Below are 14,352 nucleotides of genomic sequence, written 5' to 3' on the forward strand. Positions count from 1 at the left end.
TCATGATTTCCATAATCTTTTTACGATGATCTGAAATTCCGCCACGTGAGTCAGGGACAAAAGGCATCACATAACAATTGAAATACGTGACTTCAGTATCCGAACCTGCGCCGTATAAAACGCGACCAGCAGGAATAAAGTTTAACTTCGCCAATTCATTGTAAAAGCGATGATAAGAAGCTTCACGCTGTTCAGCTGTTTTTTCAACTGCCGCCAGTCCCGTGGCATTGCGTTTCGCGATTTGCTCGTAATAAATTTCTAAGGGTTTCTCAATGGCATCTAAATCACGAGTGACTATCCCTGTTTCTTGTTCATCTGGATTTTCAATAGCCCCACGGTATTCTTCTTCTATCAAAATTTGAGCAGTATGGTTTTCATAATTGATTTGAGTCACAAAACCTGTACCGCGAGTTGGGTAGCTAGGATCAGGCTTGACTGTTAATACAACTAAATCTCCAACAGAAAGAGTCACTTTGGAAGTATCTTTAAAAGCATAGCGATCCAGCATAACAAGACGCGAAACCCCCATATGTGTTAGCGACATGTCTGCTGTAATTGGATGAACTTGAGGAAAAGCTTGAATATCCTCATTTAATTTATTGATATTTACTGTTACATCGGTCGATACGTTCATTGCCACATCAATCACTCCTCGTATTAATTAAGCTTTGTTAAATAGTATGTAATAGAGTTGTTTTTTTATTTTTATACCATATAGTGTTGTTTCGAATCCATTGTACACCATATGTAGTGTTAAATCACTCTTGAAGTTCCAGATAAATTGTGATTTGTTTGTGAAATGTTGAGAAGACAAGCACTTCAGGTATTAAATTTTTTTTGCTGATTAAGTTGAATCGTTTTAGTATAAAATAAAATTTTCTATTGAACTGCTAAAGTGGATCACTATCTGTCAATTAGAATAGAAGGAAAATAAAAAAACTACCTATTAGTAGTTTTTTATAGTGTCAATCATATGAGTGAGGATTCAGGGTTACATACATCGGTGCTGAAGAGAAGCAATAAAGAAGCAGAGTTGAATGAAATGGTCTATTTTTTTATTTTTGTAAAAGGAACTGTTTCTTAGTTTTAGGAGCAGATTCGGCAATTCTAGTGATTATGTAAAACAACTAGAATCATTCACAATAAATACTTGTACTAGTAGACAATTCAAGCAATTGTTCTTTAGTCGTTCTATTTTTTGATAATTTAGGCAAGTTTTCTAAATCAAAAAAGCCGACATCAGAAGTCTCAATGTTTTCTTTGAATGTTCCGCCAGCGACAGTACAAGAAAAAACCAATTTATAATATTGAAACAGTTGGGGGATATCTTTTCGTAAATTAGTATCGAAGACAGCAATTAAATCACACTGATCAACAATTAAACCCGTTTCTTCAAATACTTCTTTTATAATGCTTTCTTTAGGCGTTAATCCTATTTCTGCATAACCACCAGGCAAAGCCCATTCTTTTGTGGGGAAATCTTCTACGAGCAATATTTTGTTACCTTCTTTAATATAAGCTCGAACATCAATTTTAGGAGTCGGGTATCCTTCATTAGCAGAAACGATACTTTCCAGCTTTTCAATCGGTTCATTGCTCACATCGCTTATTAATGTCAATGCTATCTCTTTTAATTCTTCATATCGTTCTTTATCGAAGGCATCTTTACCATAAAAAAGCCCAGCCTCAGCTATGGAAAGCAATCTTTTGTATTGTTCTAAATAATTGAAAGCCAAATCAATGCAGTCCTTTCATTAGGTTCTATACTATTAATAGTGTTATAACAGAATTTAAGTGATAAGATAACCTTAACATACTAAGACAGCTAAGTTTAATGATTTGGCTAATTCAAAATACTAAATAAGATATTTTTGTATACCGCCTTAAACAGAATAAAAAATTGTTAGTTTCATGCTGTGACCATGAGAGTTAGATGTTCTAATTCATTGAACGGATCTTTTTCTCACTAAACAAATATATGATTACACCAATTATTCCACGAAATTATGTGAACTATGTATTGGACCTCATTATACAAAAAGAACCCTAGTTACCTAAGGTTCTTGATATACGTTTTTATCCAATTTCATATATTCTATACAGAGTATACTTTATTATTTAATTTATAAAAAAATAAATATTTGCGTTTATCTTCTAGAAAAAATGAACTTTTTAAATACAGTGTTCTTGGAAGGGTTAAAAATAAGTAGTCTCTTTTTTGTTTTTTTGCTTTATATGCAGCTTACACATTACAAATCTTGCAATAGGCTGTGCAATTAGCAATTCAACCCAAATCGCCACACCAAAGTTCTTGAACCAATTGGGAAAGAAGCTTTGGAAAGGCTCTATGCTTATTTCTCTCATACCAACCCATGGACCTATTATTGACATACAAACAGATATAACTGTAACTGTTAAAAAAGTATTCAACAGTATATGAGCATTGAACCCATCGGTTTCACCTAAGAACTTTGGCATTACTTTACCAACTATAGGCTCTGCGACCAGCGTTATCAGTAATACGATAATGACCCACATGAATGGGATAATCCGTAACGTTTCTAAATAATTTTCAATGTTGAATCCTTGTCCCAACATCATAATAGTAGGAGCTATGATATTTACCGAAATAACCGATATAATCACCATAAATAGTATGCCTTCTTTTGGAGATTGAGGCAATCGATTTTCTTTATGCATTTTTTTTACCCTCCGGAATATTTTTTCAGATGGTAGACGTATCCTATGACATATATTTTTGGCCAAGAGAATTGACCAATATCTCCACAAACTGTATTACTTATTTTAGCCATTAATTAAATGAATTCAAGACTTGTATTAGTAAAAGAAATGTGAGCAAAGTTAACATGGTTGCAGACTCCAGAACATGTTTGAAGGAATTTTATATCTGTTTATTAACGAAAATAAGAACTAGATACAGAAGATATGAGAGATTTGTGTCCGTGTTTTTTGGAGGAAAATAACCTTGATTTAATGACATTCTGGATACATACATTGCCTTATAGAATTTCATACATGTAACTAATAAAAAATTATATTTTCTTATCAAGATATTAGAATCTATTTATTTGAATATCAAATTAGTATTATATCTGGTAGTTATTCAATAAACAATTTGTTTTAAGTAGTTATAGTAGAAATAATATATTAATGCAATTTTACAACAATCCATAAACTTTAAAGAATCGAAAAGAATAGTTAATAACCCTATAGAAAGTTTTGATTGTTTATTTTTAGAAGCATAAAAAATTATCATGGATTACGATATTATTTAATCCCATGTATCGAAATAGAAGTTAGAGTAGTTTAATCAAAAAGCAACCATAGTGATCCTACTTATTGTATACTAGTAACACGTAATTCATTCTTACTACCCTATAAATTTTATTTATTCTACATACTTAATGAGTTAATTTTTACTATTTTTTGACTTTGTAAAGAATAATAACAGATTTTAGGAGGGATAAGACCCATGTAAACACTACCCTGTGACAATAAGACACAAATTTTAATTATAAAGGGGTAGTAAGGATGAAGAGTGAATCTTTCCGTTTTCTTTGGGTTGGGCAATCATTGGCCAATTTAGGTGATATTTTTTATATTGTTGGACTTATATCAATTTTGTATATTTCAACAGAATCACCATTCGTATTAGCATTAGTCCCATTTTTCAATATGTTTGGCCGTTTTATTAGTGGATTGCTTTCTCCGCTATTATTAAATCGTTATTCATTAAAAGTACTGCTCGTTTATTCGCAGGCAAGTAAGACGCTCTTCCTATTCTTTCTAGCGATTATTTTAGCGTTAGATGCAACGTCAAACGTGCTTGTGCTAATCAGTTTTGTATTTGTGATAGCATTCTTAGACGGATGGGCAGCGCCAGCCAGCCAAGCCATGTTACCGCGTTTAGTTGCGGAAAATGAGCTGGTAAAAGCTAATAGTTTTTTCTCTATTATTAACCAAACGGTCAATTTAGGAGGATGGGCAGTTGGTGGATTAGTTGTTGCTCTTTTAAGCGGTCAAAACGTCATTTTAGTTACAGTAGTGTTGTATCTAATAGCTACTATACTGATGACTAGAATTGTTGATCCAATCCAATTTCAAAGAAAAATTTCCGATGGTCGTCAAAGCGGTGAATTAAAAGAAGGCTGGCAAATCGTTTGGCGAAATCCTTTATACAAAAGCCTTCATGTGATTATAGTATTTGAAGCTTTTGCAAATGTTGTATGGGTTGCTTCTATACTTTACGTTTTCGTGAGTGACGTTCTTGGTAAATCTGAGGCTTGGTGGGGATATATCAATACCTCGTTTTTTGTTGGAATGGTTGTGGGTGGAATTATATGCTCCCGCTTTACTTTGGCATTCGAAAAAAACCTCAAGTATGTTTTGATTACTTTTTCCTTTGGCATCAGTATCCTAACACTTCTTTTTGGTTTAACAACAATTGCTTGGTTGTCCCTCGTTTTTGCAGGACTCAATGGAGTTTTTCAACAATTAAAAGACATTGCTTTGAATACTTTTCTTCAAAAATCAGCTAGTACTGCAGAACTTCCTAAGATTTATGCCGTACAAAGTGCACTGGTGTCTTTATTATTTGCCATTTCTTCTTTACTGTTTGGTGCTCTTGCTGAAATATGGGATATACGCATTTCATTTATTATTTCAGCGATATTATTAGGTACAGCAGCCATTTATTCTGCTATAAACCATCGTGTATTCTCTGTTGAAAGATCAAGATAATTATTATCACTCCCTTGATTTAACAAGGCTATAGATATACAATTTTAACTATTATAAATAGTCCTTCAACATGCAGAACAGTTTCAAGAGGACATTGATACATTGAAATTAAGCGATAAAGTTAATGACGTAGCTGATCATTTGGCATTCTATTTGGCTAGTCATGACGTTATTTCGAATCGTCAAGAGGCAGAAGTAGTGTTCAGCCAATTAGCTGCTCATTCTTCTAGTCTATCAACTGACGATATTCATCATATTATTAAAGAGGTCCGTCAAAAAAGAAACGACTTTGATCAGATTGAAGACTGATGAAAATCACTAGTTTATGAACCACCGCCAATCATAGTTCCCTTTTTTTGATGAACTGCAAAAAAAGGGATTTTGTAAGACTGCTACTGATTAAACTAAAAAGCTCTGTCACTTTTATTGTGGCGGAGCTTTTTAGTTTACTGGCAATTATGTCAATCAAAGCTGTAAATGACAATTAAAAATTAATTTTTTTCTTTATTTCTTTGTCTGACTCTTAAAAGTTCTATTAAAGTAAGTGCAATAGCGGTGTATAATCCTCCACCGATAAAGTTTTTATTTACTATATACTCTATTGAAATACCAATAAAACTAGTAAATGCCATTATTAGTATGACATAAACATACGGGTGTTTTTCTGTAAATTCTTTATGATTATTAAACATAAACTCGCTCCTAACCTATATAGCTATAGCTACTTAAATTTATATTTAGTTGCAACATATTTTTCTGCTGTATTATACCCTTTGCCCATATAAAATTCTACCCAACCATTTTTACTTGTATTCTATTTTTTTGCAACAGCAGCTTCTGGAGCATTTCCTAATTTAGTCCATTGTGCTGCATTTAGTAATCCTGATACAATAAGTACTAGATTAAGGAGTTTTCTTATGATTTATGGTTATGCAAGGGTGAGTGCAAAGAGTCAAAATTTTGCCACCCAGATCGATGAATTAGAACACTTTGGCGTAGATAAAATTATTTCTGAGAAGATAACAGGAGTAGCGAAAAAGAAAAACAATGGAACGGAATTGCTTTAGCGAAGAAAAGGAGTATACAAGAGAAGAAAGAAAAAAATATACCAACAGTCATGCAAGTATAAACCATGCAAACGAATTGCGAACAACAATACGAACAAAACAGTAAAGGAGATCTACCAAATAACTGGAATTAGCGAAGCAAGTTTCTATCGCAGGTGGAAAGAGTTTAAGTCATTCTAGTAATGAATAGATAGGCACAATATGATATAATTAGAGCCGTAGAAAAGTCTAAAGATGGTGGCTAATCTCTTGGAAAAAGGGGTGAGGCCTATGGTGAATGGCTGTACTCCTGGAAAGGAATAGCTTTGACGGTATATGAAACGTTAACGCTAGCGATCTTATTCGCTGCGTTGATTGTTGAAATACTGAAATTTAACCAAAAAAAATAATCATCTTTTAACTTTGACGGGTTAAGATGATTATTTTTATTCATTATTAACTAAGTCACCGTCTTTAACGGTTCTACTACCAGGGGATACGTTGTCGCGTATCCCCTTTTCATTTAGATTATACCACAATTCGCTATTTTTATACAACTAATGAAAATTTCACTATTTCACTATACTACTAAGTACGAATTGTATAGAACAATGTAAAACCTAGATCATTCATAGAATTTCATATAGAAACATTTTTTCTCCTTTTTCTCTTTTTTAAAAGAAATTTACTAAGTTCCTTCCTAGTGGAAGAAAAGAAAAACTTATTTCTCGTAAAAGTGGAGGATCTATATGATCAAATTGCCGATTTACTTGCCGAAAAAAGATTACTGAATGAAAAAGTAGCTACTTTTTCTGATAGTGAAGTACGTGGAGCAATAGCAAACGAAGTGCCTACTATCGACGAAGAAGATGGATGGGAGTAGCATTTGTACCAGATTGAATGGAGAGAATATTTAAAAGGTGATTATAATAAGCTTGACGATAGCCAAAAGATCTTTGTTGATAAAGCTCTTAATCGCATTAAAGTGCGTGGTATGGATGGTGGTCAACCATTACATGGCGCTTTAACTAAATATAATAAATTGAAAAATAAAAAAATAGAGCTTCGAGTTAATTTGAGAGAAGTACAAGGTAAAGTTAAAGTCATCCAAATTGTTGTTATCGGAAAAAGAGACAAAGAAACCGTCTGTAAAATTGCTGAAAATCAGATAAAATAATCAAAAAGCCATCTAACACTTTTTACTGGAGCGTTAGATGGCTTTTTTGATTGTGCTATATGATTCTATCCAATTTCATATATCAGGAATAACTTAATAGTTATAGCACAAGTATAGAATTAAAAGAGAATAAAGTTTATGATAGAAGTACGCTGTAACGAAGATATTTATACTAGAATGGAGATCTTTATGAAAAAAAAGAATACACTTTTGTGGACTATTTTAACAGGTATAGTTATTACACTAATTTTTATCGTTGGTCCATTCAAAAAAGATATATGGGATATAAATGCTAGTCAATTAGAAGATTCAATTGAGAGTATAAGCGGTCCTACGGTTATTAACGACTTTTCAAAATGGACTCCCTTTGAATGGGACACCCTTTATAGCTTTCCACCATATACTACAAAAGAAAACATATATAAAGTTGTTGGATATAAATGGGATAACATAAGTGAAACTGTAAATGACAATATGAATCAAATTGTATTTGTTAAAGACGAAAAAGTCGTATGTTATCTATATGGATATCCTGAAAAAAATAATTTCAGCTATAATTTTGGCGAATATGAAGGCGACTATATCTCATTTACTTCACAGCAAAAATTATCCTTTGATATTACGATTGGCGCAGATGGAATTAAATATTTTAATTATATTAATAATTAGTTAATCGGTATGACTTTTAACTAAATTTAACATGGATTAGTCCGATTCTAGATTCACGATATTAAGTAAATGAATGTATGGAGATAAAAGCATTGATATCGCTTAAAGTTCAAAAAACAGCTTCCTTTGATATCCACGTCTTATTGCTGTTAATATTTTTTATTTGTTAAAACATTCCACTCTTCACGAAGGACTCCATATTTGATAGAATCCCAATATTGATTTTGCCAATACCGTACTTTTCTTATTCTTCCTTCTAAAGATAACCCAACTTTTTCACCTACACGCATCATCCCTTTATTTCCAGACCAGGTAGTGAAGCCGATATGAGGCAAATCAGTTACATGTCCAAATAAATGATCAATCCACAATGTTAGAGCAATAGTAGAAACTCCTTTATTCCAATACTCCGAATCGTAGATACAAATTCCAACTTCAAGCCATCTTTTTAACTCTCCATCTCCGTAATAATAAGAAACGGTTCCGATAATTTCATTGTTGTATGCAATGCACCAAGCAGTTTCACCCTCAATCCATTTTTTTCCAACTTTATTGATAAATTCTTCTTTTTCATAAACCGGATTATTAAAATAAGGTCCGTTCCAGTTCATCCAAGCATTTTCTTTCTGTCCATAAGCTATTTTCCAAATAAGTTCCAAATCTTTTGGCTTTATTGGATGAATAGCTACCTTAGGATTATATCGTTTTCTATCCATGATTTACCTCCAGTAGTTATTGTATCATATACGTGAGCTTTGATTAAAATTGTGTACCAGCATTCTATGAGAATTGAATTCTTTTTTTTAAAAAAAATCATCTAGGTTTATTAAATATATTTTCTGTTAAGAGAATTTTTATAATTATCTCGCGTTTGTTATACTATAATGAGATTAATCATTAAGTTATTACAATAAAAAGGAGGAATTTATATATTTATCCGTGTATTAGATGAAAAGGATGCAGAGATGTATCAAGTACTGAGACTGACTGCATTAACAACGAATCCTGAAGCTTTTGGATCAACTTATGAAAGAGAAATGCAATTTTCAATTGAAGAAATTAAACAACGAATGGTACCATCGGAAAAAAGAACCACTCTAGGTGCGTTTGATGAGAGTAATGTATTGATAGGAATAGTTACATTTATTCGTGAGACTAGTATAAAAATGCAGCATAAAGGGCAGATTATTGGTCTTTATATTTCTGCTGCTAGTCGTGGTCAAGGTGTGGCCAATTGTTTATTGATAGAAATGATTGAACTCGTGAGAAAATGGGACGGACTTGAGCAAATTAATTTAACAGTTGTTTCAACTAATCTACCCGCTAAGCAACTATATAGCAGGCTTGGCTTTAAAGTATTTGGAACTGAAGCAAAGGCTATAAAATATGAGAATCAGTATTATGATGAAAAATTAATGGTTTTATTTTTGTAAGCTTGCATAAAAACGCCTCTAATATTAATTTTGGTTTCAATTTTAGAGACGTACAACAGACTTTATTTTTACATCATGCAACAAAAGATCTGTTTAAAGTTCCATTTTCATTTCAATAAACGGATAGACACTTCCATTTGTCGGCTGGTCATAAATCCTTGTTTGCTTGAAGCCGACTTTTTCATACACTTTTTTTGCCCGGTCATTAAACGAAACAACTCCTAACCGAACTGTTTTAGCAGAATAATGTTTGCGGATATAGTCAAGGGTTTCGAGCAGAAAACTCTGTCCCAACCCCTTCCCAGTCAGTTCTGGTTTTATTCCTAAACCCATCTCTACAATATCGTTGCTATCAGAAGCTTTTTCAACAACAAAAAAACCAAATAAGTGATTATCTTCCATCACTTGAAAATAGTTGTTCTTTCTTAAACTTGGAGTAAGGAGTTCTTCATAATCTTCTGGATCAGAAGTCATATCATAGAATGCATAAACCCCTGGGTATTTCCACTCATCTGCAATAACTTCAGCGTTATTTTGGCTAAGTTTTTGAATATCAAAAGTCATAATACGTATTCTCCTTTTCTTACTTTATATAATGCTTATTATAGCAAACTATCTCAAACAAACCGATTTTATTTAAATAAGTAAAGTGTATTTACTAATACAGAAAATGAAATACCAGTAAAAAGTTGTGAGTATAGTAACATTTTGAAAGAATCGGTAAAGTAAGTGTTATGATAAACTTAATAACAAATGTAAGTTAAAGGGATGCTAATTCTATTTAATACAAAAAATCTAGACATTTTAAAGATGGAGGAGTAGCTATTTTGAAAAAGAAACTAATAAATTTAGTTTTACTAATTATGATTCCAATTGTTTTAGCCTCACTGGCGCATATTATTTGGAACGTACATATAAGTTTAATGGCGGGTATCCTGTATATTATTTTACTGTTGTTTAATTTACCTAGCGGGAGTTTTATGAGCACAAATACGGATTATAATATTAAGAGAGTTAATCCTCACTATAAAGCAGAACAGCAACATACCAGTTCTTTAACTAGTCAATCTTTAATCACTTTAGCTATTTTAATTTTATTGACTGTAGTGAGCTTTCTTATCTATTTTCAACAAATACAAAACTAACAGTTGATTATTAATTATTAAGCGAAACATTAAATCAGCTAAATTCTAGAGTAGAATTTAAAAAGGAATGATAAAAATGAAGAATAACTTAATGGTGATGTTTATTCTAGGATTGATGTCTATTCTTATTGGGTTACAATTTTATCAGTTTGCTGGCCAATTCCCTTATATATCATTTATTCCTTCAGGCATTCTTATCGCGGTTGGAGTAATTTTGATTTTGTCTACGCTTTTGATTGCAAAATTTGAGCCAAGCGATAATGATAAGAAGTGACGTTCCAAATAATTTTAAAAAATATGTATACCTTAATTTGAGTTACAAGCGGTTAGGTGCTATGTAGATTATTACATGGAAGATAATAGCTATTTATAAGTAGGGATACATTAAGGTGCAAAATGTCCAAAAGAGTTAACTTATTTTAAAAAGCACCTGTCTTCCTTTATACTGAAATCAGAGGAATTAGAAACTTTCACTGTCCTTTTATACATAATAGTAATGAACCTTTTCAAAAAGAGCGAGTTTTGAAAAGTGTTTTTATAAATTCTTTAGCTAAATAGAATAACGCATTTCAAGAAATAAAAGGAGGTCTTGTTAGTGCCAACTTGTCAAAATTGTAAGAACAAATGGGGTTGGAAAGAAACATTCAAAAAAACTTTTACTACAGATCCAGCAATGAAGTGTCCTTATTGTGGAGAAAAACAGTATACTTCTTTAAAAACAAGAAAGTGGAGTCTTTTATTTTCTATGCTTCCTTTACTTCCTTTGCTGCTTAATATTTTTTTGGATATATCACTTTTAATGATGATAGGATTAATAATAGGAAGCGGAATATTGTATATTTGCTTATATCCTTTTGTTCTTGAATTATCTAATCAAGAAGAACCTCTGTTTTAAAGATAGTATTTTAATAGTTAGAAATGAGGGAGCTGCGTGAAAATAGGAACTCAATCTTTGCTATTCGGGCTTGTTATGGGGCTATTTCGAATTTTACAAGGAAAAAGTGTAGGCGAAATTTTTTTAACCTTTATAGTATCAGCGCTAGGGGCGCTTATTACCTTATACATTTATAAAGACGGAGATGCTAGAAATAGTGTGAAAAAAGACAAGAAGTAATTATCTTAGCTGTTGTTAACGAATATGGAAGAAGTTTTAAAGCGATAGGATGGTAAATGTATGAAGAAGAGTTGGATTTTTGTTCTTCTATCTGTATTGATCTGGAAATTTATTATTATAGGCGGCATTCAGTATCTTATGAATGGAAATTATTATCCTTTGGGATATTTCAAAGACAGCATGGGTGTTACGATGCTATATATTATTTTTTCAATAATTTACTCAGCCTTGAAAAGGCAACATAATTAAAAATTTGGATAAAAAAGCCTATAACGAAACCTTATTAAAAAGAGTTCGTTATAGACCTATGTAATATAACTATTTTTTTACTTAATATAACAAGGTTTATCATACCTTAGTTGTCTTGGAAACCCCAATTAAACCAATGGAAAGAAGTTTCGCCTTTTTCTGTTAAAGAAATTTATTTATGTTTAATACAAAAAAATTAGCTATTTTGTGAGAGGAGAGAAGAATGTTAGTCGATAAATTAGAGAAAAAAGATTATAGCAACAGCAGTTTAATTTTAAAAGAAATGTTATTAAATATAGGCAATGTAGATCCGTATATTAGAGATAAATTGATTTATAACGCTTTTGTAGAATTGATTAATAAAGATTATTTAAGTAACCAAGAATTAAAAGAACTATTTAATCAATTGACTTCTCACCAATATCTACTCTATAAAATTGGTTCTGATAATGATGATTCAGTCTATACGCGCTCATTTTCAGCACTTGCTCTAAGCGTTTTAATCAATAAAGATAAAGAGAACAGATTTCTTGAAGAAAGCCAAATACATTTTATTTTAGAAAAAGTGTGTTTTTATCTTATAAATGAGCAAGATAAACGCGGGTTTACTATCAACAAAGGATGGGCACATTCGATTGCACATTGTGCTGATTTATTAGACGAATTAATTACTCATCCATTATTTCAGCCAATATTTTTTGAGAGGGTGTTAGAGGCTCTATTATTTTGTGTAACTACTCCTTTTGTATATGAAGATGATGAATTGGAAAGATTGTCAATTCCATTTGGTGCGTTGATCAACCGCTATGGATTGCCAGAAGAGCACCTTCATACACTAAATCATTTGATTGACAAGTGTTTCTCAAAGAATACTTATAGTTATTTAGATACTCGGGCAATCAGTAACATACGAAATTATTTAAGAGCTGTTTATTTTAAAGTTAATCTAGAAGAAGATAAATTAAAGCTATTAAACTGTTTAAATCAAATTACTACATATTAAACTTGGATCATTCAGCATAATGAAGACGATAAAGCTGCATGTAATAATTAATAATAGATAAGAGTCTATTTAAACTCGATATTTGGCAGACTTTTTATTAATGAATATATACAAATAACCAAAGGAGCAACTTTAAGTGGAAATTATCTTAGTAAGGCATGGTGAATCTGAATTTAATATTATTAATAATGATCCTTCTTTAGGAAGGTTATATACTGGACAATATGATACTCCGTTAACTGAGAAAGGAAAAATGCAGGCTAAACTTTTAAAAAGCAAACAACTATTTGAAAATCTCGATAGTGTCTATTCTTCAGATCTTACTAGAGCAATCGAAACAGCCTATTTAGTTACTGAAACAGATAAGTTAATTCAAGACTCTCGATTATCTGAAAGATCTTTAGGAATATTTGAAGGGAAATTTAAGCATGAATTAGTTGATCATATGAAATTTATTAGTACTACTAACTTTTCTCATAGCTTTACTGAGAAAGCGCCAAATGGAGAAAATTATGCAGATGTGTTAAAACGAGTTGCTAATTTTTTTAACGAGTTTGACTTCAAGCAAAATAAGAGCGCCATTTTTTCACATTATTGCTGCATAAGGATAATTATCATGCTTTTGACTAATCTAACTCAGGAGGAAACCTTGCGATTGAAGATAAAAAACTGTCAACCAATAGTACTAAAAGGAATGTCTGTTGGTAATTTTAAAATTATCCCATGGAAAGATAAACCATAGATGAAAACTGAAATTGCTGAATTGTATAGGTAGAAAAAGACCAAGACTAAAGTGTCTTGGTCTTAATGTTTATTTAATTTTCCGGCAATGCTTTATTCAGGATAATGGCGGTTAAAGAAGCAATGGCGATTGGAGATCCAAAAAGATATTGAATCATAGTTGGTAAAGTGCTTAAGTAATCAGCTGGTAAGAAGGTCAAAGCGATGACCAATAGGATGGGAATGGAGATGACATACATTTCTTTTTGACCAAGCTGCTTTTGTTTTAGGACTTGGAAGCCGCTCATTGCAATGACTCCGCAAATAAGCGCGAACACACCGCCAATGACAGCAGAAGGAATAGAAGAGATAATCGCAGATAATTTGCCCGACAATCCAAAAACGATGAACAATCCGCCTGCAGCTATAAAAACTCGTCGACTGGCAATACCGGTAATCGTGATGATGCCGGCATTTGAAGAATAACCCGTTACAGGAGTAGTTCCGAAAAGTGCTGCTGCCATACAACCCAAACCTTCACCAATAACTCCGCGATTGATGTGATTCTGATTAAGAGGTGTTTTAGTGACGTTACTAACAGCTAACCAAGTACCGGTTGTTTCAGCCATTAGGACAAGATAAATGATCAGCATAGTTACCACCGCGGAAAAATCAAAAGAAAAAGTGAAATCTTTGAAGACAAACTGCGGCATAGAAAACCATTTAGCTTCAGCGACTGGAGTTAAATCCAACATGCCCATAAAACCAGCCAGAATACTACCCGCAAAGAGTGCAATGATTACAGAAGCAACGCGAAAAATGCGTCCGCTTTTAGATGAACGATTCCCCAAAATAGAGCAGCCAATCATAATGGCACCCGTTATAAGTGCCAAGAAAATATTTTGGCCGATCGATCCGACAGCACTGTTGTAAATATTGTCGTTCACCGCAGCTGGCATCAAAGACAGACCAACACAAAAAATAATCGTCCCTCCTACGATAGAGGGTACAAAAGAGTCAATGAATTTGTGGAAC

General features: G+C 32.3%; 20 protein-coding genes. 13 read left to right on the forward strand and 7 right to left on the reverse strand.

Going from position 1 to position 14,352, the window contains the following annotated elements; translation table 11 throughout:
* The 3 genes from RT405_RS03175 to RT405_RS03185 all read right to left on the reverse strand — a co-directional run.
* Nucleotides 1-634: ribonucleotide reductase N-terminal alpha domain-containing protein (locus tag RT405_RS03175; RefSeq protein ID WP_396163167.1), on the reverse strand; the 634-nt coding region annotated here is incomplete at its 3' end.
* Between the two features lie 499 nt (nt 635-1,133).
* Nucleotides 1,134-1,736, reverse strand: coding sequence for an NUDIX hydrolase (locus tag RT405_RS03180; protein ID WP_313467493.1), 603 nt, complete (start codon nt 1,734-1,736; stop codon nt 1,134-1,136).
* A 460-nt stretch (nt 1,737-2,196) separates the two neighbouring features.
* Entirely contained in the window at nt 2,197-2,700 is a 504-nt protein-coding gene (locus RT405_RS03185; RefSeq protein WP_313467494.1) for a hypothetical protein, read from the reverse strand.
* A gap of 852 nt (nt 2,701-3,552) precedes the next feature.
* Between RT405_RS03185 and RT405_RS03190 the strand changes: the two genes are divergently transcribed.
* Nucleotides 3,553-4,761, forward strand: coding sequence for an MFS transporter (locus RT405_RS03190; protein WP_313467496.1), 1,209 nt, complete (start codon nt 3,553-3,555; stop codon nt 4,759-4,761).
* Between the two features lie 102 nt (nt 4,762-4,863).
* Nucleotides 4,864-5,070 (forward strand): hypothetical protein, encoded by a 207-nt coding sequence (locus RT405_RS03195; protein WP_313467497.1) that lies wholly within the window; start codon nt 4,864-4,866, stop codon nt 5,068-5,070.
* Nucleotides 5,071-5,252: 182 nt separating this feature from the next.
* Here the strand turns inward: RT405_RS03195 and RT405_RS03200 are convergent, their stop codons facing one another.
* A complete protein-coding gene (locus RT405_RS03200) occupies nt 5,253-5,453 on the reverse strand; it encodes a hypothetical protein (RefSeq protein ID WP_313467499.1) in 201 nt (66 codons plus the stop codon).
* A gap of 225 nt (nt 5,454-5,678) precedes the next feature.
* Here RT405_RS03200 and RT405_RS03205 point away from each other — a divergent pair, with 225 nt between their 5' ends.
* From RT405_RS03205 to RT405_RS03220, 4 genes are all read left to right on the forward strand, one after another.
* The gene (locus RT405_RS03205) at nt 5,679-5,828 is read left to right on the forward strand and encodes a recombinase family protein (RefSeq protein ID WP_313467501.1); all 150 of its coding nucleotides are present in this window, start codon (nt 5,679-5,681) and stop codon (nt 5,826-5,828) included.
* A 682-nt stretch (nt 5,829-6,510) separates the two neighbouring features.
* Nucleotides 6,511-6,690, forward strand: coding sequence for a hypothetical protein (locus RT405_RS03210; protein ID WP_313467502.1), 180 nt, complete (start codon nt 6,511-6,513; stop codon nt 6,688-6,690).
* 3 nt (nt 6,691-6,693) lie between these two features.
* Complete coding sequence (locus RT405_RS03215; protein WP_313467504.1) at nt 6,694-6,984, forward strand: addiction module toxin RelE; 291 nt, start codon at nt 6,694-6,696, stop codon at nt 6,982-6,984.
* Between the two features lie 189 nt (nt 6,985-7,173).
* A complete protein-coding gene (locus RT405_RS03220) occupies nt 7,174-7,653 on the forward strand; it encodes a hypothetical protein (protein WP_313467506.1) in 480 nt (159 codons plus the stop codon).
* 149 nt (nt 7,654-7,802) lie between these two features.
* Here the strand turns inward: RT405_RS03220 and RT405_RS03225 are convergent, their stop codons facing one another.
* On the reverse strand, nt 7,803-8,369 hold the full coding sequence (locus tag RT405_RS03225) for a GNAT family protein (protein ID WP_313467507.1): 567 nt from the start codon (nt 8,367-8,369) through the stop codon (nt 7,803-7,805).
* Between the two features lie 219 nt (nt 8,370-8,588).
* On the opposite strand from RT405_RS03225, the gene RT405_RS03230 reads away from it, so the two are divergent.
* Nucleotides 8,589-9,086 carry a GNAT family protein gene (locus RT405_RS03230; protein ID WP_313467557.1) on the forward strand — a complete coding sequence of 166 codons (498 nt, stop codon included), beginning with the start codon at nt 8,589-8,591 and terminating at the stop codon, nt 9,084-9,086.
* Between the two features lie 93 nt (nt 9,087-9,179).
* Here RT405_RS03230 and RT405_RS03235 read toward each other — a convergent pair whose 3' ends face one another.
* Complete coding sequence (locus tag RT405_RS03235; protein ID WP_313467509.1) at nt 9,180-9,650, reverse strand: GNAT family protein; 471 nt, start codon at nt 9,648-9,650, stop codon at nt 9,180-9,182.
* Between the two features lie 263 nt (nt 9,651-9,913).
* Between RT405_RS03235 and RT405_RS03240 the strand changes: the two genes are divergently transcribed.
* The 6 genes from RT405_RS03240 to RT405_RS03265 all read left to right on the forward strand — a co-directional run bounded on the left by RT405_RS03240 (nt 9,914) and on the right by RT405_RS03265 (nt 13,339).
* On the forward strand, nt 9,914-10,231 hold the full coding sequence (locus RT405_RS03240; RefSeq protein ID WP_313467511.1) for a hypothetical protein: 318 nt from the start codon (nt 9,914-9,916) through the stop codon (nt 10,229-10,231).
* A 76-nt stretch (nt 10,232-10,307) separates the two neighbouring features.
* Entirely contained in the window at nt 10,308-10,505 is a 198-nt protein-coding gene (locus tag RT405_RS03245) for a hypothetical protein (RefSeq protein WP_313467513.1), read from the forward strand.
* Between the two features lie 321 nt (nt 10,506-10,826).
* Nucleotides 10,827-11,126, forward strand: coding sequence for a TIGR04104 family putative zinc finger protein (locus RT405_RS03250; RefSeq protein ID WP_313467514.1), 300 nt, complete (start codon nt 10,827-10,829; stop codon nt 11,124-11,126).
* A gap of 36 nt (nt 11,127-11,162) precedes the next feature.
* The gene (locus RT405_RS03255) at nt 11,163-11,345 is read left to right on the forward strand and encodes a hypothetical protein (RefSeq protein ID WP_313467516.1); all 183 of its coding nucleotides are present in this window, start codon (nt 11,163-11,165) and stop codon (nt 11,343-11,345) included.
* A 472-nt stretch (nt 11,346-11,817) separates the two neighbouring features.
* Nucleotides 11,818-12,597, forward strand: coding sequence for a DUF2785 domain-containing protein (locus RT405_RS03260; protein WP_313467518.1), 780 nt, complete (start codon nt 11,818-11,820; stop codon nt 12,595-12,597).
* 136 nt (nt 12,598-12,733) lie between these two features.
* Nucleotides 12,734-13,339: a histidine phosphatase family protein gene (locus RT405_RS03265; RefSeq protein WP_313467520.1), complete on the forward strand. Its 606-nt coding sequence runs from the start codon at nt 12,734-12,736 to the stop codon at nt 13,337-13,339.
* 73 nt (nt 13,340-13,412) lie between these two features.
* On the opposite strand, the gene RT405_RS03270 is transcribed toward RT405_RS03265, so the two are convergent.
* On the reverse strand, nt 13,413-14,352 hold a 940-nt coding region (locus tag RT405_RS03270), incomplete at its 5' end, for a solute carrier family 23 protein (protein WP_313467522.1).

It is taken from the genome of Carnobacterium sp., assembly GCF_032094055.1.
Classification (GTDB): domain Bacteria; phylum Bacillota; class Bacilli; order Lactobacillales; family Carnobacteriaceae; genus Carnobacterium_A.